This window comes from Streptomyces sp. L7 (assembly GCF_050990935.1).
In the GTDB taxonomy this organism is placed as follows: Bacteria; Actinomycetota; Actinomycetes; order Actinomycetales; family Microbacteriaceae; genus Leifsonia.
On record NZ_CP194644.1, the window covers coordinates 1646977 to 1667283 of the forward strand.

Consider the following 20307-nt stretch of genomic DNA (forward strand, 5'->3'; position numbering starts at 1 on the left):
CATTTGCTTTTCGCTGTTGAACGGGAACGTTAGCAATTATGCGCGGTAATAGCAAAACTATTTTTTCTCGCGTATGATCAGGCACTGGCACGAAGGGGTAGACCACTCATGGATCACGTGGAGATGCGGCAGCGCAACGCCGCCAGTACGCTCGGCATCCTGTACCGCAGCGGTCCGGCGAAGATGACCGAGCTGCAGCAGGAGTCCGGGCTGTCGCGGCGGACGATCGAGCTGATCCTCGACGACCTGATGGAGTCCGGCTGGGTGGTGGAGCTGGCCGCGGCCTCCCCCGACGCCCGGCCGGTGGGCCGCCCGGCGCGCTCGTTCGCGTTCCGCTACGACGCTGCGTGCGTGGTCGCCCTCCAGTTGGAGGCCGGCCAGATCCACGCGACCGTCGCCGACCTGGCGACGACGATCCTCGGCGACCTCCGCATGCCCCTGCCGATCAAGACCTCCCGGGCCGAGCGCCTCAGCCTCCTGGACGACTGCGTGACGCGCCTCCTGGAGGAGGCCGGCGTCGACCGCTCGGCCGTCGTCGCCGTCACCGTCTCCACCCCGGGCATCGTGCGCGACGACGGGATGGTCGATCTGCCGATGACCATGCCCGAATGGACCGGCTTCTCACTGCGCGACGCGGTCGGCGAGCTGTTCGACTGCCCGGTCCGTGTCGAGAACGACGCGAAGGTCGCCGCGCTCGGTGAGAAGTGGTCGCGCGACGGCGAGGTGCAGGACTTCGCCTACATCTTCTCGGACAGCGAGCGCATCGGCATCGGTCTCGTGCTGCGCAACGAGCTCTACCGCGGCCGCGACGGCGCCGCCGGTGAGGTGAGCTGGGCGCGCGACCTCGGCCTCCACGACCTGGTCAGCCCGCTGCTGGTCGACCTCGATGACGAGCTCGCACCCGGCCACGCGGCCACCTGGGAGCTGGTGACCGCCGCACGCGCAGGTGAGCCGCACGCACTCGAGGAGGTCGACCGCCTCGCGAGCGCGCTCAGCACGGGCGTCACCCTGATCGCGTGGCTGCTCGCGCCGGAGGAGATCATCCTGGGCGGCTCGCTCGGCACGCTGCAGGACCTCCTGATCCCCGCGCTCGAGCGGAAGCTCGCCACCAACGACCGCCCCATCGAGACCCGCCTGCGCGGCTCCCAGTACGGCGACGCCGGAGTGCTGACCGGGTGCCTGCGCATGTGCATCGAGTCGCTCGGCGAGCAGCTGTTCACCCCCGCCGGCGTGGCCGCCATCGGCCCCGCCCGCATCCCCCTCCCCGCCCAGGAGGCCGCCAGCTAGCCGCGTCCCCGCTCCCGCTCCCGCAGCCGCTCCCGCAGGATACTCAGGCGCGACACGCACCCGAACTCCTGCCGAAGGCCGTCCGGCAGGAGATTCCAATGCGTCTTCCTTCAGGAGACGACGTACTCCAACCCCACCGCCGTCTCCAGCGTGGCGCTGGCCGCGTGCAGGGACACGCTCCAGGTCTGGTCGCCGACCACACCGTCCACCGCGACGCCGCCCCAGGATTGGAAGGCCTCCACCGACGCGCGGGTGTGGGGCCCGAAGATCCCGTCGATCCCGCCCGGCGTGACACCTCCCCACTGGTCGGCCCCGTTGGTGAGAACGGTCTGGAGGCTGGAGACGACCGCGCCCGCCGAGCCTTCGCTGAGCACCGGCATCGGTCCGCCGTCAGGGAGGGCCGCCCAGGTGAGCGGGCCCACGATCCCGTCGGGGACGAGTCCCGCGCCGCTCTGGAAGTCGACGATCGCAGCCCTCGTCGCGGGCCCGAAGATCCCGTCGACGACGATGCCGAGGTTCGGTGTGCGCCGCACCGCGCGCTGGGCCCGCTTGACCGCGTCGCCGGTGTCGCCCTCCTGCACCGTAGGCTGTCCTGGATTCGGCATGATGACTCCTCTCGTCCGAGCGCCGCCAGTGTGGCAGACCGCCCGGTCTACGGCAAGGCATGGTTCCTGGACGTTCCGCGGCCGCCCGCGTGGCCGCGCGTGTCCCGCGAATGGGGGGCCTACCGTGGGCGCATGGCGATCAGAATCGAACTGCGGACGGCGGACTGCCCCGTCTGCGGAAAGCGCATGGACGGCACGGTGAAGATGCTCGGAAACCCGGGCCAGGCCGGTTTCCGCACAGCCCCGCAGGATGTGCACTGCGTGTCGGGCTGCGAGCGGGCGCTCGGGGACAACCGGGAGCGGATGCTGGGGGTGTTCCGGGAGTAGAGGTCGGGTCGGTTCGCCATTTTAGGAGGCTGCGGTCACCCGCAGCCTGGACGTAGAGGGAATCGGAGTCCGACCGGTTGCGGAACCGACCTTGGGAGATGGGGTGACGGCCACGGTTGTCCTGCGAGACTCCGACGCGCTCGTAACGCTCGCGTACCCGGCTCCCCCAGCGTGGATCCCCATCGCCCGCGCCATCGAGGCCGCAGGCTATGCGCCATCCGACATCGTCGTCATCCGGCAAGACGGGACAGTCGAGACAGACATCCTTCGCATCAACCTGAGCACGACTCTCATCGCTGGATTCATGGCAATCGTGTTCCTCGGGACATCCGTGCCGATCGTCAGCATGCGAGGGCGCGGAACCTTGCGTCTCCTCGGCACGACGCCGCTCCCGCGCCTCACGTTCATCCTTGCCCAATCACCGATTCGCATCCTCCTGGGTCTCGCCGAGGCGGCCACCGTCGTGATCATCGCGTGGACACAAGGCTATGCATCATTCGCCCACTCCGGCCGGTTGGCTGTCACGTTGGCAATTGGACTGGGGATGCTGTTCTCTTTCGGCTTCCTCCTAGCTTCGCGTTCCAGAAACCCTGACTTGATCGGGCAATTGAGCGGCCTCATTCCGGTGCTCATCGTTCTCACATCAGGAACGATGTTCCCTCTGCAAGGCGTTCCAGACGTGGTCCTCGCGCTCATGCGTTCGGTGCCTACGACGTGGTTTATTCAAGCGACGAGCGCAGATATCGCCGGCACTGTTCCGTTCGTCAGCGTTTACGCGCTCTGGGCGATGATGGGCGTGGTGACGGTGATCTGCACCCTCTTTGCGGCGCGTATCTTCATCTGGGATCAGGCGGAGGCACGCACGGCCGCCCGACGGCACTGATCCGGCCAGAGTTGCCTACCCGGATTAGCCAGGGTCCGCGCCGAACGTTCTGCTTGAACTGCGCGCGGAGGATGCGAACTGCTCCGAATTTCAAGTCAGTCCAAGAAGAAGTCGGGGAACAGCGCTTCGTCCGGCGTCCCGGGGCCACAGCGTGTCGGCGGCGATGCCGTCCGGTTCGAGCTCCGCGGCGAGACCGATCGTCGCGCTCGTCGACGTGTAGCTGAGAAGCTGCAGGTGCCGGTACATGTTCCGGCTGACCGCATCGACTACGTCTGGCCGGCCCGCATGCCCGGTCCCGCGGATCTCAAGATCTCCCGACGATGGATCGAGGCCCACCCAGCCGAGGGCCTCAGACGGGAACATCGCTTCCAACGATGAAGTCACGGCGTCGAGGAACACCTCGCGGTCGGTGACACCGTCGAGGTCGTAGCTCAACCGCAAAGCAAGTTCCGTGCCCTCCAAAAGCGCCCCACAAGAACGGTGCTGTGATCCCGATGCGTGAAAAGTAGACCCATCGGTCCGTCCTGTGCAACGACCGGGCGAGGCGGCCAAACGACGTGCCACACTTCTCCACGCCCGTCACCAGGCTGCGCCCCACCCGCTCCCCCAGACGCCGGCCCTCGCTGCGCTCGGGTCGGCGCCCGGGGCCCCTCGCGGGCGGGGACCCCATTAGTCAGCAGCGAGTTCTGAAAAAGCCGGAGGGGCACGTGGTCGCGATGCGACCTTCGTGCCCCTCCGGCTTTTCAGAACGTCGGGCTGACAGGATTTGAACCTGCGACCCCTTGACCCCCAGTCAAGTGCGCTACCAAGCTGCGCCACAGCCCGTTGCTGTCCCACCCAGGCCGTGAGAGCGCCAAGCGGGACAACTCATCTATCGTAGCGTGTCGGCGAGGCCGGTCGTGACCAACCCGAAAGCCACAGTAGCCCCGCCGACACAGCGCCGCGCGGCCTTCCTCCCGACGAGGGAGGCGCGACGCGACGCCCGGACCTCCCGCCCCGCAGCGGTAGGGCCAGGTGGGTCGGCGGCGGGGTGCGCGAAACCGGGCAGCACCCCGCCGCCGAGTCACTTCTGGGTGGTGCCACCACCCAGGATCGTGTCGATCTCGTCCTGGGTGAGCGGGGCCCAGGGGGACGAGTCGGGGTTCGCGCTGGCGGCCTCCGGGCTGTCGCCCTTCGTCCACCACTTGGCCTCGAACGGGACGCCGTCGAAGAGGATGCGGGCGCCCTTGTCGTAGGCGGCCTCGCCGCTCCAGTTCGCGTACGTGCCAGGCGGGAGGGTCGGCTGCGGGATCGGGGCCTCGCCGGGCAGCACGGGGCCGACCAGCTCCCACGGGGTCTCCCACGCGTTCAGCACCGGGTTGTCCGGCACGTCGCCCTTGGTCCACCACTTGGCCTGGTACACGTTGTGGTGCCAGGTGACCTTCGTGCCCTTCAGGTACGAGCTGCTCCCGGACCAGATCGGGTACGGCGAGTGGGCGGGGTCGTCGGTGGCGGCGGCGGAGGTCGGCTCGGCCGTGGTGACGGCGCCCTCCCCCAGCGCGATGCGGCCGTCGAAGCCCTTCGACAGGAGGCCGGCGAAGGTCGCCTTGCCCTGGTTGACGCCGCTGCACGCGTCCGAGACGACGCTGGTGTCCACGTAATTCGAGCCGCAGGTCTTGTCGCGGTTCGCCGACCACATCGACATGCGGCCGAGGCCCGTCGAGACGGCCCACGCGTTCAGTGTCTTGGCGTCGGCGAGGCCGAACACCTGGCCCTCGTCGTCGTTCTGGCCGATCATCGGGGTCGCGCCGATCTTCGCCCACAGGCTCGGGTCGGACTGGTGCGTCCCGGCGCGGTCGTACAGCACGCCGAGCTGTTTCTGCGCGGCGGTGAGCGCGGCCTCGGAGGTCGCGGCCATCGACGTTCCCGCAGCCTTGGCGGTGCCGTAGTCCATCGTCATCAGGTTGACGCCGGCGAGGTCGACCTTCGCCTTCAGCATGGCGGCGACCGCGTTCGTGCCGTCCACGGTCAGGCCGGTCGGCGACACGGGGAGGGTCAGCCAGACGGCGAGTCCCTTGCCGGCGGCGCGGCGCTCCTGCTGGAGGTCGTGGATGGCGGTGGCCCGGCGCGCGGCGGCGTCCGTGTTCACGAGACCGTCGCCCTCGAGGTCGAGGTCGACGGTGCCGATCTTGTAGCGGTCGACCACGGAGGCGTAGGCGTTCTTCAGCTCGCTCGGGTCGGTGCAGCCGACCGCGAGCTCCTGGTTCCGCTGGCCGCCGAACGACACCGCGACAGTGCCGCCCTGCTGCTGGAGCCGCGCGATCCGGCGGTCCAGGTCGAGCGAGCCGCGCGCCTCGGCCATCGTGTACGCGCCGCCCCAGGAGGGCGTGCACGGGTTGGTCTGGTCGGAGACGATGAACGAGAGCACGGCGTCCTTGGTGGAGGTCGCCCCCAGGTTCTCGAACGCGTACTTCGGAGTCGCGGTCACATCCACGAAAGAGGCGAACCACGGCTTGACGTCCACCGAGGCGCGGGCGCTCCACCACTGGAAGCCGACCACGCCGGCCGAGACGACGACGACCGCGACGAGACCGGCGCCGATCACCCGCCACGGCGAGAGGCGACGACCGGAGTCCGACTCGGGAGCCTGCAGCCGGTCGGTCGCGGAGGCGGTGGCCGAGGCGGCCGCCTTCTTGTCCTTGCGGGACATCAGGCGGCCTGCCTCTCGCCATCGACGACGGGAGCGTCGACCGGCGCGTCGAGCGGAGCATCCAGTGCACCGTCTTCCCGCACCGTCGTGTGCTCGAAGTGCGGCACCTCCCCGCCGGCGTGGCCGTGGTACAGCACCGACCGCCAGTCGATCGACTCGGTGACCGGCGCGGTCGCCGGGGCGGAGCGCTTGCGCTTCTTCTCGACGTACAGCGGCTTGGTCAGGCCGAGCCAGATGTCCACGACCGTGTTCCAGATGCCGATGTAGGCCACGAGCGACCAGATCGCCAGGGTCGCGTTGAACGCGGCGAACGCGGCGTTGCCCCAGTTGTGGGCGTTCCAGTCCCGCCACAGCGTGAACAGCGAGAACCCGATGATCGCGAGCGGAGCGATCACGTACAGCAGCGGCGACGCGGTACGGTTCTTCACCTTCGGCGTGCGGGCGAACGGGATCTTCTTGCCGGTCAGCGACTGCTGGATCGACTTGAGCACACCGGCCAGGTTCACCGGCAGCAGGATCAGGTTGAAGCCGTAGATCCGGAAGATGTCGGTGCCCTTGTACCCGGCGTAGCGGAGGTCGCTCGCCTGGCTGATGAAGTACGGCAGCGCGGCCAGCAGCACCATCGGGCTCAGCAGGCGGCCGTCGTACGGGTACGCCAGCAGGAACACCAGGCCGAAGCTCGCCCAGCAGATGGAGGCCATGTAGTTGACCCGCAGCAGCAGCTCGATGCGCGAGACGGTCTCGCCGCGGCGTTTGCGTTCGCGGACCTGCTTCCACAGCTTCGGCAGGATGAGGAGGCCGCCGTTCGCCCAGCGGCGGCGCTGAACGATCAGCGAGCCGAAGTCGGGCGGGGTGGCGGAGTAGCTGAGCCGCTCCGGGTAGTTCACGAGCGTCCAGCCGTGGGTGCCGAGGTCGATGCTCGACTCGGTGTCCTCGATGACGGTGCGGTCCTGGATGTACCGGCGCACCTCGAAGCCGCCGACCCACTCGGTCTCGACGATGTCCTCCAGCGCGCGCTTGCGGATCACCGCGTTCGCGCCCACCCAGAACGTCGCCCCGTAGAAGCTCTTGCCCTGGTGGAGGATGTGCTGGATGTCGGTCGTCGCCCCGGCGAGGCGCTCGATGCGGGTGCCGGCGCCGCGGAACGACGAGTACGGGGTCTGCGTGACGGCGACGCGCGCGTTGTCCGGCTGCTGCAGGAAGTAGGTCAGCCGCAGGCAGTACTCGCGCAGCAGGATCGAGTCGGCGTCGAGGGTCAGCAGGAAGTCGCTGTCCGGGATCTCGATGTCGCCGGGCCGGCGGGAGCCCGCGGGAACCGGGTTGAGGATCGGGCCGTCCGGCGTGTCCTCGACGCGGTAGGTGCCGCCCATGAGGCCGATGTAGGCGTTGAGGTTCATCGCCTTGTTGGCCTCGTGCGAGAGGGAGGCCCACTTCTTGCGCTCGAAGATCATCAGCTCGGCGTCGAAGGTCCAGGCCAGGCGGCGGTAGAGCTGGGCCACCCGCGCGGTGGTGAGCGCGGCGCCCTCGCCGACGGCGGCCGTCACGGCCTCCGCGGTCAGGGCCAACTCGTCGCCGAGGGCGCGGAGCACCTGGTCGGCGAAGAAGACGTCAACGTGGTCCTCGATCCCGTGCGCGTCGGCCTGGGCGTACAGCCACTCGGCGGCCCAGCGGTAGTGGCCCGCCAACTCCAGCGCGGCCGCGTCGTCGGCGAAGGCGCGCTCGTCGCCCAGCTCGAAGCGCAGCAGCGCGTCCGAGAAACGGAACCGCGGCTCGGCGAGCTGGCCGGTGATGCTGTCGGCGAGGGCGCGGGTGGCGTTCAACCGCTCGGCGACGGCCGGGTCGGTCGGGTCGGGGTTGTCGTCGACCAGCAGCACGACACGCATGGAGGGGAACTCCTGCAGCGCGGCCGAGAGCAACGTCATCCGCACGACCTCGGGCTCCTCCGCGTAGGAGGGCACGAGCACCGTGATGGACGGCTGGTGCTGGGCGAAGTGCCGGTCGAGCTCGGCGCGCGGGACGCGCACATGCTTCTGGAATCTCTGCAGCGCACCCTGGCGGGCGACCAGGTACATCAGCGCCGAGAAGGTGAGGAAGGTGACGACGACGGTGTAGCCGATCGCCTCCATCGTGAAGCGGAAGTCCTGCGTGCCGAGCACGAGGAACTGGCGGATGATCGTGGTGACGACGTAGATCGCCCAGAAGACGATGGTCGCGACGATGGCGACCCGGCTCCAGGTGATCTTCCGGTCCGAGGGCTTCGGGTGGACCGTGGGAAGCGGTTCTGTGCGGCGCTCGGCGCCCCACTGCCGTTTCCGGGCAGGCGTGTATGAACTTGTAGAACTCATTTTCGGGTATGCGTCCTCGATGACGAGAGCCTGCGCCTTCGGGTAGCGCAGTCGGGTAGCTCTCTCAGAGGTCCACAATAGTGAGGACAGACCGGGGTACAAATACCCCCAACCGAGTCGCCCCCTCATTGGGGGTGCCGCATCCCCGTCCGTTCACCCTCCCTCCCCGGCGCGCCCCCTTGACGCGAAACCGCCGAGTACGCGAACAGTCTGCGTACTCGGCGGTCTCCGACCGATTAGGGGCGTACCCGGGAGTTCAGCGCTGACGTTTTTCGCGGACGCGCATGTTGAGGACGATGGGGGTGCCCTCGAAGCCGTACACCTCGCGGAGGCGACGGATGATGTAGCGCCGGTAGCCGGGGTCGAGGAAGCCGGTGGTGAACGCCACGAATGTCGGCGGGCGGCTGGTCGCCTGCGTGCCGAAGAGGATGCGCGGCTGCTTGCCGCCGCGGACCGGGTGCGGGTGCGCGGCGGTGAGCTCCGCGAGGAAGGCGTTGAACTTGCCGGTCGGGATGCGGGTGTCCCACGACTCCAGCGCCAGCTCCAGGGCCGGCACCAGTTTCTCCAGGTGGCGGCCGGTGCGCGCCGAGATGTTGACGCGCGGCGCCCAGGAGACGTGCGCGAGGTCCTGCTCGATCTCCCGCTCCAGGTAACGGCGGCGGTCGTCGTCCAGCAGGTCCCACTTGTTGAAGGCCAGCACGAGCGCGCGGCCGGACTCCAGCACGAGGTCGATGATGCGGACGTCCTGCTCGCTGATCGGCTCGGACACGTCGAGCACGACGACGGCGACCTCCGCCTTCTCCAGCGCGGTAGAGGTGCGCAGCGACGCGTAGAAGTCGGCGCCCTGCTGCAGGTGCACGCGGCGGCGGATGCCGGCGGTGTCCACGAACCGCCACACCTTTCCGCCCAGCTCGACCTGCTCGTCGACCGGGTCGCGGGTGGTGCCGGCGAGCTCGTTGACGACGACGCGCTCCTCCCCGCCGCCTTGTTGAGCAGGGACGACTTGCCGACGTTCGGGCGGCCGACGATGGCCACGCGGCGCGGCCCGCCGACCTCCCGCTTGGCGACCTTGGAGACCTCCGGCAGCGCCTTCAGGATCTCGTCCAGCAGGTCCGCCACGCCGCGGCCGTGCAGTGCCGAGACCGGCCACGGCTCGCCGAGGCCGAGCGACCACAGCTCGGTCGCGTACGGCTCCTGGCGGGCGTCGTCCACTTTGTTGGCGGCGAGGAAGACGGGTTTCTTGGTCTTGCGGAGCAGCCGGACGACGTGCTCGTCCGTGGAGGTCGCTCCCACGGTCGCGTCCACCACGAACAGAACCGCGTCGGCGAGGTCGATCGCGACCTCGGCCTGCGCGGCGACGGACGCGTCGATGCCGCGGGCGTCGGGCTCCCAGCCGCCGGTGTCGACGATCGTGAACCGGCGGCCGTTCCACTCCGCGTGGTAGGAGACGCGGTCGCGCGTGACACCGGGGGTGTCCTCCACGACGGCCTCGCGGCGGCCGAGGATGCGGTTGACGAGCGCCGACTTGCCGACGTTCGGGCGTCCGACGATGGCCAGCACGGGCAACGCGGGGAGATAGGTGATCGCGTCCGGGTCCTCGGTGACGGCTCCGAGGAGGTCGAGGTCGGTGTCGTCGAGCTCGTACTCCTCCAGACCGCTGCGGAGGGCGGCGGCGCGTTGCACCGCCAGGTTCTCGTCCAGGCCGGCGAGGCGCTCGACCAGGTCGTCGGCGCCGGTGGGCTCGTTCTCGATGTCAGACATGGGTCTCTTTCTGTACGACCGCGATGACCGCGTCGACGGTCTGGTCGAAGTCGAGGTCGGTGGAGTCGACGGTGGTCACGCCGTCTGCGGCGTTCATGAAGTCCACGACCCGGGAGTCGGCCGCGTCGCGTCTGCGGAGGGCCTCACCGACGTGGTCGGCGGAATGGCCGATCAACTCGGCAGAACGCCTGGCCATTCTAACCTCTTCGTCGGCGGTGAGCAGGATGCGCACCGGGGCATCCGGGCAGACCACGGTCGTGATGTCGCGGCCCTCCACGACGATGCCGCGCTTCTCACCGTGGGCGATGATCGACCGGAACAGTCCGGTGAGGAACTCCCGCACCTCCGGCACGCGTGCGATCGCGCTGACCACGGCGGTGACCTCGGGCTCGCGGATGACCTCGGTGACGTCGTGGTCGCCGACGAACACGTGGTAGGTGTCGGGGTCGGTGCCGATCCGGTAGTCGAAGTCGGGCAGCACGTCGATCACGGTGGCGGAGTCGGTGGGGTCGAGCCGGCGCTGCACGACGAACCAGCTCAGCGCGCGGTAGGCGGCGCCGGTGTCGAGGTACGACCAGCCGAGCTTGCGAGCGGTCGCCTTGGAGACGGACGACTTGCCGCTCCCGGCAGGGCCGTCGACGGCCACGACGATCGGGAGGGCGCCCTCGGGTCGGTCGGTGGTGTCGGTGGGGTCGGTGGGGTCGGTCATCCGGCTATCCTCCAGCCGCGGTCGGTCAAGTCATCCACGGTGCGCTGCCACACCTCGGGGAGCACGGCGATCTCCGCCAGGCCGAAAGCGGCGCCCGGCGAGTGCTCCAGGCGCAGGTCCTCCAGGTTCACGTCCAGCTCGCCCAGCTCGGCGAGGAGGCGTGCGAGCTCGCCCGGCCGGTCGTCCACCATGACGACGAGGCTGGAGAACCGCTTGTCCTGGCCGTGCTTGCCCGGCAGGCGCGAGACGCCGAGGTTGCCGCCCGCGATCTCCTCGGCGAGGGTGCGGCGCGCGCCGGCGGCGTCGACATCGTCCAGCGCCGCGAGCACCCGGTCGAGGTCCTCACGGTACGCGCGCAGGATCGCCACGATCGCGGGCGCGTTGGCGCCGAGGATCTGCACCCACAGCTCCGGCTCGCTGCCGGCGATGCGGGTCACGTCGCGGAGGCCCTGTCCGGCGAGCCCGAGCGCGGCGTCGGTGGAGGCCGCGAGCCGCTTCGCCATCAGCGACGCGACGATCTGTGGCGTGTGCGAGACGAGCGCGACGGCGGCGTCGTGGTCGGCGGCGGCCATCTCGACGGGCGTCGCGCCGAGGTCGAGGATGAGGGCCTCCACCAGGTTGACCGACGCGCGCGCGTTCTCGGGCCGGGCGGCGACCACCCAGGGGCGCCCGATGAACAGGTCGGCCCGGGCGGCGCTGGGACCGCCGCGCTCCCGCCCGGCGAGGGGATGCGACCCCACGTACCGGGACAAGTCGGCGCCGGACTCCACCAGCTCGGCGAGCGGCTGACCCTTGACGCTGGCGACGTCGGTGACGACGGCGGCGGGATGCGCCGCCAGCTCCTCTGCGACGACGCGCGACACCAGGTCCGGCGGCACCGCCACGACGATGAGCGCGGGCTCCGCGGCCCCGTCGTCCGGCCGTCCCGCGCCGTAGTCGGCGGCGAGGCGCAGGTGGGCCGGAGAGGCGTCGGCGAGCAGTACGTCCACACCGCGGGCGCGCAGCCCCAGCCCGACGGACGCCCCGAGCAGGCCCGCACCGACCACGCGGACGGGTCCGGCGACCCGAGAGGCGGATTCAGTCACGCATCCACCTTAGTCGGGCCGGAAACCGCCGCCCGCCTGCCTTCCTCCCGAAGGAGATTCGCGCCGACGCGCCGCCCGACCTCCTTCCGGATGCGCTCCAGACGGAGAATGCGGCCGAGTCTCCTGCTATTGGCGCGAGATCGTCAGCAGCGCGCCCAGCTCGTCCCTGGTCAGGTCGCGCATCGCGCCGACCTTCAGGGTGCCGAGGTGCAGCGGCCCGAACTGGCGGCGGACGAGCTCGATCACCGGATGGCCGACCTCCGCCATCATCCGGCGGACGATGCGGTTACGGCCGGAGTGCAGGGTGATCTCGACCAGGCTGTCGCCTCCGGCGGAGCGCGACTGGAGCAGCCGCGCCTTGTCGGCGGCGATCGGGCCGTCCTCCAGTTCCACGCCCTTGGTCAGGCGGGCGATCGTCTGCGGGGTGACCGTGCCGCGCACGCGGGCGATGTAGGTCTTGGTGACGCCGAAGCTCGGGTGGGCGAGCACATGGGCGAGCTCGCCGTCGTTGGTGAGGATGAGGAGGCCGGAGGTCTCGGCGTCGAGGCGCCCGACGTTGAACAGCCGTTCCGCGTAGCCGGCGGTGAAGCGCGACAGGTCGGGACGCCCCTGTTCATCCCGCATCGAGCTGACGACGCCGACCGGCTTGTTGAGCATCACGTAGCGCCGGGAGGTGTCGAGCTGGACCGCGGTGCCGTCCACGGCCACACGGTCGGTGGCCGGGTCGACGCGGCGGCCGAGTTCGGTGACGACCTGGCCGTTCACCGTGACGCGGCCGGCGACGATCATGTCCTCCGAGACGCGGCGGGAGGCCACACCGGCGGCCGCCATGACCTTCTGGAGGCGTTCGCCCTGCGCGGGCGAGCCGCCGTTCACTCCGTCAGCGGACATCGTCGAATCCTTCCGCGCCGTCCGCCAGCAACGGCGAGATCTTCGGCAGCTCCTCGATGGAGTTGATGCCGAGCTGGGTGAGCAGCAGGTCGGTGGTGCCGTAGTTGATCGCCCCGGTCTCGCTGTCGGTGAACAGCTCGGTGATCAGGCCGCGGCCGAGCAGCGTGCGCACCACGGAGTCCACGTTGACGGCGCGGATGGAGGCGATCGCACCGCGGCTGATCGGCTGCTTGTAGGCGATCACGGCGAGCGTCTCCAGCGCCGCCTGCGACAGCCGGGTGGGGTTCTGCTGGAGGACGTAGCCCGAGACGACGGCGTCGAACTCCGGCCGCACGTAGACGCGCCAGCCGCCGCCGACCTCCCGCAGCTCGAAGCCGCGGCGCACGCCGGGAGCGCCGTCCGGTCCGGCTGCGCCGTCGTAGTCGGCCACCAGCGCGTCGACAGCCGAGCGGACGCGCTTGACCGGCGCACCCACCGCGGTGGCGAGGGTCACAAGGCTCATCGGCTCGTCGGCCACCATGAGGATCGCCTCCAGCGCGCGCTCGATCCGAGCGTCCTCCACGCCGGCCGGCTCGGTCTCCAGCTCGGTTCCGTCAACCGTCATAATCCGCTCCCAGGTTCGACAGGTTCTCCTCCGACCAGTGCTCGGCCGTCCAGCGCAGCGTCAGCTCGCCCAGCGGCTCGAGCTGCTCGAACGCGATCGCCGCGTGCCGGTACAGCTCCAGCACGGCGAGGAACCGCGCGATCACGACGCCCTTCTGCTCCGCCCCGGCCACGAGCTGCCGGAACGACAGCGGCTCCCCCGCACGCAGCATCCCGACCACCACTGCGGCCTGCTCGCGGATGCTGACCAGCGGCGCGTGCAGGTGGTCGAGGCCGACGACGGGGATCTCGCGCGGCGTCATCGCCAACGTCGCGAGCGCCGCGAAGTCCTCCGCGGTCAGCGTCCAGACGAGTTCGGGCGTGCGCTGCCGGTACTTGTCCTCCAGCCGCACCGTGCGGGCGTGCCGCGAGCTCTCGGCATCGAGGTGCACCGCGAACCAGGTCGAGGCCTCCTTGAACGCCCGGTACTGCAGAAGCCGCGCGAACAGCAGATCGCGCGCCTCCAGCAGAGCGACGTCCTCCGCGTCGACCAGCTCGCCCTGCGGCAGGAGGCCGGCGATCTTGAGGTCGAGCAGGGTCGCGGCGACGAGCAGGAACTCGCTCGCCTCGTCCAGACTCTCGTCGGCGTCGAGGCGGCGCAGGTAGGCGATGAATTCGTCGGTGACCCGGCTCAGCGAGATCTCGGTGATGTCCAGCTCGTGCTTGGAGATGAGCGACAGCAGGAGGTCGAACGGCCCCTCGAACTGGCCGACGGCGACGCGGAAGCCGCCCTCGTCGGCGGTGTCCTGATCCTGCGGCGCCTCAGGCGACGGCGCCACGGAAGATCAGTTCCCTCGCGAGCTGGCGGTAGGCCTCCGCCGCCGGGTGCTCGGGCGCGAACTGCGTGATCGGCGTCGCCGCGACGGAGGCGTCCGGGAACTTCACCGTGCGGGAGATCACCGTCTCGAGAACGCGGTCGCCGAACGCGTCGACGACGCGTTCCAGCACTTCGCGCGAATGCAGCGTGCGGGAGTCGTACATCGTGGCGAGGATGCCGTCGAGCTCGATCGCCGGGTTGAGGCGCTCGCGCACCTTGTCGATGGTCTCGATCAGCAGCGCGACGCCGCGGAGGGCGAAGTACTCGCACTCGAGCGGGATGAGCACGCCGTGGCTCGCGGTCAGCGCGTTGACGGTGAGGATTCCGAGCGACGGCTGGCAGTCGATCAGGATGACGTCGTAGTCGGCCGACACCTTGCGCAGCACGCCGGCGAGGATCTGCTCGCGCGCCACTTCGTTGACCAGGTGCACCTCGGCCGCCGAGAGGTCGATGTTCGCCGGGATGATGTCGAGGCCGGGCACGCCGGTGGACTGGATGGCCTCCTGGATGTCCGCGTTGCGGTTCAGGAGGAGGTCGTAGATCGTGGTGACGTCGTGCGTCTGTGCGCCGAGACCGGCCGAGAGCGCGCCCTGCGGGTCGAAGTCGACCGCGAGCACCTTGCGGCCGTACTCGGCCAGCGCGGCACCCAGGTTGATGGAGGTCGTCGTCTTGCCGACGCCGCCCTTCTGGTTGCACAGCGCCACGATCTTCGCGGGGCCGTGCTGTCGCAGCTCGGCAGGGGCCGGGAACGTGCGCAGCGGTCGCCCGGTGGGCCCGTGCGGCGCGGCGAGGGCTGCGGTGTCCATGCCGGGAAGCTCCGTCCTGACCTCGTCGTTGCGCGTCACCTGGCTGATCCTCGTCCCTTTCGACCGACGGCCGTTTCACGGCCTGTTCACGGGCTCCATCCTATCCGCGCGCACCCCTCGACGCGGGCCGCGACGGCGGCGGGTCACTGCGCAGTCCTCGGCAGATCACCGGGCGCGTCCCAGGGCGTACGCTGTGCGGATGCCGACGATGCCAGCCGAGCTCACCACCGAGCGCCTGCGCCTCCGACTCCGCGACGGGCGCGACGCCGAGTGGAGCCTCGCGCTGCTGCGGCGGCACGTGGGCAGCGGCTACGCCACGGAGGCCGCGGGGGCGTCACCGCGCCCGCGGGTGAGCCGTCACGTACACATCCCGCAGCGCGTCCGCGGTCACCAGTGTGTAGATCTGCGTCGTCGCCACTGACGAGTGGCCGAGCAGCTCCTGCACCACGCGCACGTCCGCGCCGCCCGCCAGCAGGTGGGTCGCGAACGAGTGCCGGAGGGTGTGCGGCGAGATCTCGACGCCGAGCTGGGCGCGTTCGGCGGCGGCCCGGATGATCAGCCAGACGTTCTGCCGGGACAGGCGTGCGCCGCGCATCCCCAGGAACAGCGCGGGCGTCGCCCTCCCCGTGCCGACAGCACCGGGCGCGCCCGCACCAGGTAGGCGGCGACCGCGGCCTGGGCGTAGCTGCCCAGCGGCACGATCCGCTGCTTGGCGCCCTTGCCGGTGAGGCGCACCACGTCCGTGTCGATCACGTCGTCCACGTTGAGTCCGACCGCCTCGCTGACGCGCGCGCCGGTCGCGTACATGAGTTCCAGCAGGGCCTTGTCGCGGAGGTGGTCCAGCTCATCCCCGTCGGTGGCCGCCAGCAGCGCGGCGACCTGGTCGACGCTGATCGCCTTCGGGAGGGTGCTCGGCTGCTTGGGCGGCCGGATGTCGCGGGCCGCGTCGACCTGCACGCGGCCCTCCTCCAGCAGGAACCGGTGGAAACCGCGCACCGTCGACAGCATCCGGGCGAGGGAGGTCGCCGTCAGCGGCGACTCCTCACGCGAGGCGAGGTGGGCGAGGTAGGTCGAGACGGTCGCCGGCAGGACCTCGCGGACGTCGCCGACGCCCTCCTCGGCCAGCCAGACCGTGTAGACCGTGAGATCGCGCCGGTACGCGGCGACCGTGTTCGCCGAGAGGCCGCGCTCGATGGCGACGTGCCTCAGGAAGGCGTCCGCGTCCGCCGCGACCGTCATCCCGCGGCGCTCTGCTCGCTCAGCTCGGGCGCAGCGTGGTCTGACAGCTTCGGGTGGCTCGGCCAGGACGCTTCGGCTGCGTCGAGGGCCGCCCAGCCCTTCTCCCGGGCGACTCGCGCGGCGAGCACCGCGATGATCAGCACCGCGTTGTGGACACGCCGCTCGAGCACCGCGTCGACCGCCTCCTCCAGCGGCACCCACGCCACCTCGATGTCCGCCTCCTCGGCCTCACGCTCGAACGCTTCGGCGGTAGACCGCACCCCGCGCGCCAGGTAGACGCGGATGGCCTCGTCGTTGCCGCCGGGGCTCGTGAAGACGTCGGTCAGCACGTTCCAGTGCTCTGCCTGGAGGTCGGCTTCCTCGGCCAGTTCGCGCTGCGCCGCGGTCAGGGGTCCTCGCCGTGGATGTCGAGCAGCCCGGCCGGGATCTCCCAGTCGCGGTGACGCACGGGGTGGCGGTACTGCCGGATGAGCAGCACGCGGCCCTCGTCGTCCAGCGCGAGCACCGCGACGGCTCCGGTGTGGTCGACGTACTCGCGGGTGATCTCCTCGCCGTTGTAGCGGAAGGTGTCCCGCCGGACATCCCAGATCTTCCCGTCGAAGACGACCTCGGAGGAAACGATCTCGGGATGGAACCGCTCATCACGGAGCGCGCCGGCTTCGGGCGCGCCGCCGGTCTCCGGCGCCATCAGGCGTCCGCGCCCACTTCGAGCGCACCGTCGACGGCGGCGCCGACCTCGTCGTCGCCGCCGACCTCGAACAGCAGGCTGGCCTTCTGCCGGTCCAGCGCCGCGCCGACGAGTCCGGCGAACAGCGGGTGGGCGTGGTTCGGGCGCGACCGCAGCTCCGGGTGGGCCTGGGTGCCGATGTAGAACGGGTGCACGTCGCGCGGCAGCTCGACATATTCGACCAGGTGGCCGTCCGGCGAGGTGCCGGAGAACCAGAGGCCGGCGTCGGCGATCTGCTCACGGTAGTTGTTGTTCACCTCGTAGCGGTGACGGTGGCGCTCGCTGGCCTCCGCGGCGCCGTACAGCTCGGCCGCGAGCGACCCCTCCGCCAGCAGCGCAGGGTACAGGCCCAGGCGCATCGTGCCGCCGAGGTCGCCGCCTGCGATGATCTCCACCTGCTCGGCCATCGTGGCGATCACCGGGAACTCGGTCTCCGGGTCGAACTCCGACGACGAGGCGCCGGCGAGGCCGGCTTCGTTCCGCGCGTACTCGATGACCATGCACTGCAGGCCGAGGCACAGGCCGAGGGCCGGGATGCCGTTCTCGCGGGCGAACTTCAGCGCGCCCACCTTGCCCTCGATGCCGCGGACGCCGAAGCCGCCGGGCACGCAGATGCCGTCCACCTCGCCGAGCTGCGCGGCGGCGCCCTCCGGGGTCTGGCACTCGTCCGAAGGAATCCACTTGAGCTTCACCTTGGTGCGGTGGGCGAAGCCGCCCGCACGCAGCGCCTCGGTGACCGACAGGTAGGCGTCGGGGAGGTCGATGTACTTGCCGACCAGGCCGATGGTGACCTCGTGCTTGGGGTCATGCACGGCCTCCAGGAGGCGCGCCCAGCCGTTCCAGTCGACGTCGGCGGCCTTGTCGAGGCCGAGCTGGTCGATGATGTAGGCGTCCAGGCCCTGCTCGTGCAGCATGGTCGGGATGTCGTAGATGCTCGGGACGTCGACCGCGTTGACGACGGCCTGCTCGTCCACGTCGCACATCAGCGCGATCTTGCGCTTGTTCGACTCGGAGACCGGCCGGTCGCTGCGCAGCACGAGCGCGTCCGGCTGGATGCCGATGGAGCGGAGGGCCGCGACCGAGTGCTGCGTCGGCTTGGTCTTCTGCTCGCCGGAGGCGTTCATGAACGGCACGAGCGAGACGTGCACGAAGAAGCAGTTCTTGCGGCCGAGCTCGTGGCGCACCTGGCGCGCCGACTCGATGAACGGCTGCGACTCGATGTCGCCGACCGTGCCGCCGATCTCGGTGATGATGACGTCCGGCGCGGGCTCGCCGTCCGGGCCCGGCTGGGCTTGGAGGCGCATCCGGCGCTTGATCTCGTCGGTGATGTGCGGGATGACCTGGACGGTGTCGCCCAGGTACTCGCCGCGGCGCTCCTTGGCGATCACGTTCGAGTAGATCTGGCCGGTGGTGACGTTCGCCGACTGCGAGAGATTGATGTCGAGGAACCGCTCGTAGTGGCCGATGTCGAGGTCGGTCTCGGCGCCGTCGTCGGTGACGAACACCTCGCCGTGCTGGAACGGGTTCATCGTCCCCGGGTCCACGTTGAGGTACGGGTCGAGCTTCTGCATGACCACGCGGAGGCCGCGGGCCGTCAGGAGGTTGCCGAGGGAGGCCGCTGTGAGGCCCTTCCCCAACGAAGAAACGACACCACCTGTCACGAAGATGTGCTTGGTAGTGCCGTTTTTGCTGTTGGTCTGCGCCGCGTCTGAATTATCCACCACGGGCTCTCAGCTTATCACCTGCTGCGGGGTGTCCCGCGCGTGTCGCGCTCAGCGTGCGGCCGCCGCCATGTCCACGAGCTCGCGGGCGTGAGCGAGCCCGCTCTCGGAGTCGGGCAGGCCCGAGAGCAGCCGCGCCATTTCCGCGATCCGCTCGTCCCCGTCGAGCCGGCGGACGCTGGAGGCCGTCACCGCGCCGTCGTTGCCCTTGACGACCGTGAGGTGGTTGTTCGCGAACGCCGCCACCTGGGCGAGGTGCGTCACGACGATCACCTGCGCACTCTCGGCCAGGCGCGCGAGGCGGCGGCCGATCTCGATGGCCGAGGCGCCGCCGACGCCGGCGTCCACCTCGTCGAAGATGAACGTCGGCACCGGGTCCGTCGCCGCGATGACGACCTCGATCGCGAGCATGACGCGCGAGAGCTCGCCGCCCGACGCGCCCTTGCCCAGCGGCCGCGGCTCGGCGCCCGGGTGCGGGCGCAGCAGGATCGCGACCTGGTCGCGGCCGCTGGCCGTGTAGCTCTGCGGGTCGTCCTCGTCGCGCTGGGTCACCTCGACGACCACGCGGGCATCCGGCATCGCGAGGGCGGACAGCTCGTCGGAGACCGCGGCGGCGAGCCGTTCGGCTGCGGCCCGGCGGCGCTCGCTCAGGTCGGCGGCGAGTTCCCTCACCAGCGCTCTGTCGGCCGCCACCTCATCCGTGAGCTCCTGGATGCGGTCGGCGTCGCCGTCGAGCTCCAGCAGCCGCAGGCTCCCGGTCTCCAGGGTGCTGATCACGTCGTCCAGGGTGGGGCCGTACTTGCGGACGAGCGTGGACAGCTCCGCCCTGCGCTCCTGCACGGCCTCCAGCTCGCGGGAGCCGTCGGTGTCGAGCGCGGCGAGGTAGGTGGAGAGCTGCCCGGCGATGTCGGAGGCCAGGTAGCTGAGGTTGGCGACGGCTTCCACGGTCGGCGCGAGCTCGGCGTCGTGCGGCGCGACGCGCTCGATCTGTCGGCGCGCGGCCTCCAGCAGGCCGACGACGTCGGGCTCCTCGGACTCCTCGGCGGACAGCAGCTCGCGGGCGCCGGCGGCGGCGAGCCGCAGCTCCTCCAGGTTCGTCAGCCGCTCGGCGCGTTCGCCCAGCTCGGCGTCCTCCCCCGGCTGCGGCGCCACGGCCTCGATCTCGGCCATCGCGACACGGAGGTCGTCGGCCTCCCGCGCGCGACGGTCGCGGTCGGCGAGGAGCTCGTCCAGGTCGGTCGCGTTGTCGCGCCACCGGTGGAACACCTGCACGTAGCCGTCCAGCGCGCTCGCGAGCTCGGGCCCGGCGAAGCGGTCGAGCGCCTCGCGCTGGGCCACGGCCGACCGCAGCCGGAGCTGGTCGGACTGGCCGTGCACGACGACGAGCTGCTCGCCGAGCTCGGTCAGAACACTCACCGGCGCGCTGCGACCGCCGACGACGGCGCGCGACCGGCCCTCGGCCGACACCGAGCGGCTCAGCACGAGCTCCGCCGCTCCGTCGCCGATCGGGTCGACGTCGCCGCCGGCGTCGCGGACGCGCTCCACGACCTCCCCGGCTCCTCGACGCGCCAGCGGCCCTCGACCCAGGCCTGCGCGCTGCCGAGCCGGACAGCGCCGGTGTCGGCGCGCTCGCCCAGGAGGAGGCCGAGCGCGGAGACGACCATCGTCTTGCCCGCGCCGGTCTCGCCGGTGATCGCGGTGAATCCGGGACCGAGCGGCAGCGCGGCCTCGGCGATGACGCCGAGGTCGCGGATGGAGATCTCGTCGATGCCG

The 20307-nt window shown here is 70.5% G+C and carries 17 protein-coding genes, 1 tRNA gene and 3 pseudogenes; 3 read left to right on the forward strand and 18 right to left on the reverse strand.

Annotation, left to right across the window (positions count from 1 at the left end; genetic code table 11):
• Positions 1–108: 108 nt before the first annotated feature.
• Positions 109–1287, forward strand: a complete 1179-nt coding sequence (locus ACR5MH_RS08385) for an ROK family protein (protein WP_433862492.1) — start codon at positions 109–111, stop codon at positions 1285–1287.
• A gap of 110 nt (positions 1288–1397) precedes the next feature.
• Here ACR5MH_RS08385 and ACR5MH_RS08390 read toward each other — a convergent pair whose 3' ends face one another.
• A complete protein-coding gene (locus ACR5MH_RS08390; RefSeq protein WP_431346828.1) occupies positions 1398–1892 on the reverse strand; it encodes a peptidoglycan-binding domain-containing protein in 495 nt (164 codons plus the stop codon).
• Positions 1893–2024: 132 nt separating this feature from the next.
• Between ACR5MH_RS08390 and ACR5MH_RS08395 the strand changes: the two genes are divergently transcribed.
• Together ACR5MH_RS08395 and ACR5MH_RS08400 are read left to right on the forward strand one after the other, a co-directional pair.
• Complete coding sequence (locus ACR5MH_RS08395) at positions 2025–2219, forward strand: hypothetical protein (protein WP_431346829.1); 195 nt, start codon at positions 2025–2027, stop codon at positions 2217–2219.
• A gap of 103 nt (positions 2220–2322) precedes the next feature.
• Positions 2323–3102, forward strand: a complete 780-nt coding sequence (locus tag ACR5MH_RS08400) for an ABC transporter permease (protein WP_431346830.1) — start codon at positions 2323–2325, stop codon at positions 3100–3102.
• Between the two features lie 90 nt (positions 3103–3192).
• Here the strand turns inward: ACR5MH_RS08400 and ACR5MH_RS08405 are convergent, their stop codons facing one another.
• From ACR5MH_RS08405 to recN, 17 genes and pseudogenes are all read right to left on the reverse strand, one after another.
• Positions 3193–3537 (reverse strand): hypothetical protein, encoded by a 345-nt coding sequence (locus tag ACR5MH_RS08405; protein WP_431346831.1) that lies wholly within the window; start codon positions 3535–3537, stop codon positions 3193–3195.
• Positions 3538–3853: 316 nt separating this feature from the next.
• A tRNA-Pro gene (locus tag ACR5MH_RS08410) sits at positions 3854–3927 on the reverse strand.
• A gap of 238 nt (positions 3928–4165) precedes the next feature.
• A complete protein-coding gene (locus ACR5MH_RS08415; RefSeq protein WP_431346832.1) occupies positions 4166–5791 on the reverse strand; it encodes a chitinase in 1626 nt (541 codons plus the stop codon).
• On the reverse strand, positions 5791–8136 hold the full coding sequence (locus tag ACR5MH_RS08420; protein WP_433862493.1) for a glycosyltransferase family 2 protein: 2346 nt from the start codon (positions 8134–8136) through the stop codon (positions 5791–5793). The genes ACR5MH_RS08415 and ACR5MH_RS08420 overlap by 1 nt, the downstream gene beginning before the upstream one ends.
• Before the next feature lie 256 nt (positions 8137–8392).
• Entirely contained in the window at positions 8393–9046 is a 654-nt protein-coding gene (locus tag ACR5MH_RS08425; protein WP_431349367.1) for a GTP-binding protein, read from the reverse strand.
• A gap of 53 nt (positions 9047–9099) precedes the next feature.
• Positions 9100–9897: pseudogene (locus ACR5MH_RS08430) on the reverse strand (GTPase); the annotation flags it as partial.
• Positions 9890–10606, reverse strand: coding sequence for a (d)CMP kinase (cmk, locus tag ACR5MH_RS08435; protein ID WP_431346833.1), 717 nt, complete (start codon positions 10604–10606; stop codon positions 9890–9892). The pseudogene ACR5MH_RS08430 and the gene cmk, both read right to left, overlap by 8 nt.
• Positions 10603–11691: a prephenate dehydrogenase gene (locus ACR5MH_RS08440; RefSeq protein ID WP_431346834.1), complete on the reverse strand. Its 1089-nt coding sequence runs from the start codon at positions 11689–11691 to the stop codon at positions 10603–10605. Before ACR5MH_RS08440 ends, cmk begins: the two co-directional genes overlap by 4 nt.
• 126 nt (positions 11692–11817) lie before the next feature.
• Entirely contained in the window at positions 11818–12582 is a 765-nt protein-coding gene (locus ACR5MH_RS08445) for a pseudouridine synthase (protein ID WP_431346835.1), read from the reverse strand.
• Positions 12572–13186, reverse strand: a complete 615-nt coding sequence (gene scpB / locus ACR5MH_RS08450; RefSeq protein WP_431346836.1) for an SMC-Scp complex subunit ScpB — start codon at positions 13184–13186, stop codon at positions 12572–12574. The genes ACR5MH_RS08445 and scpB overlap by 11 nt, the downstream gene beginning before the upstream one ends.
• The gene (locus ACR5MH_RS08455) at positions 13176–14003 is read right to left on the reverse strand and encodes a segregation and condensation protein A (protein WP_431346837.1); all 828 of its coding nucleotides are present in this window, start codon (positions 14001–14003) and stop codon (positions 13176–13178) included. The genes scpB and ACR5MH_RS08455 overlap by 11 nt, the downstream gene beginning before the upstream one ends.
• Entirely contained in the window at positions 13987–14847 is an 861-nt protein-coding gene (locus ACR5MH_RS08460; RefSeq protein WP_433862623.1) for a ParA family protein, read from the reverse strand. Before ACR5MH_RS08460 ends, ACR5MH_RS08455 begins: the two co-directional genes overlap by 17 nt.
• A gap of 334 nt (positions 14848–15181) precedes the next feature.
• Positions 15182–15442 carry a tyrosine-type recombinase/integrase gene (locus tag ACR5MH_RS08465; protein WP_433862494.1) on the reverse strand — a complete coding sequence of 87 codons (261 nt, stop codon included), beginning with the start codon at positions 15440–15442 and terminating at the stop codon, positions 15182–15184.
• On the reverse strand, positions 15403–16086 hold the full coding sequence (locus tag ACR5MH_RS08470) for a site-specific integrase (RefSeq protein ID WP_433862495.1): 684 nt from the start codon (positions 16084–16086) through the stop codon (positions 15403–15405). The genes ACR5MH_RS08465 and ACR5MH_RS08470 overlap by 40 nt, the downstream gene beginning before the upstream one ends.
• Positions 16083–16774 (reverse strand): annotated as a pseudogene (locus tag ACR5MH_RS08475) (NUDIX domain-containing protein). The gene ACR5MH_RS08470 and the pseudogene ACR5MH_RS08475 overlap by 4 nt, the downstream one beginning before the upstream one ends.
• Positions 16774–18534 (reverse strand): CTP synthase, encoded by a 1761-nt coding sequence (locus ACR5MH_RS08480; RefSeq protein WP_431349368.1) that lies wholly within the window; start codon positions 18532–18534, stop codon positions 16774–16776. The pseudogene ACR5MH_RS08475 and the gene ACR5MH_RS08480 overlap by 1 nt, the downstream one beginning before the upstream one ends.
• Before the next feature lie 51 nt (positions 18535–18585).
• Positions 18586–20303 (reverse strand): annotated as a pseudogene (recN, locus tag ACR5MH_RS08485) (DNA repair protein RecN).
• Positions 20304–20307: the final 4 nt, after the last annotated feature.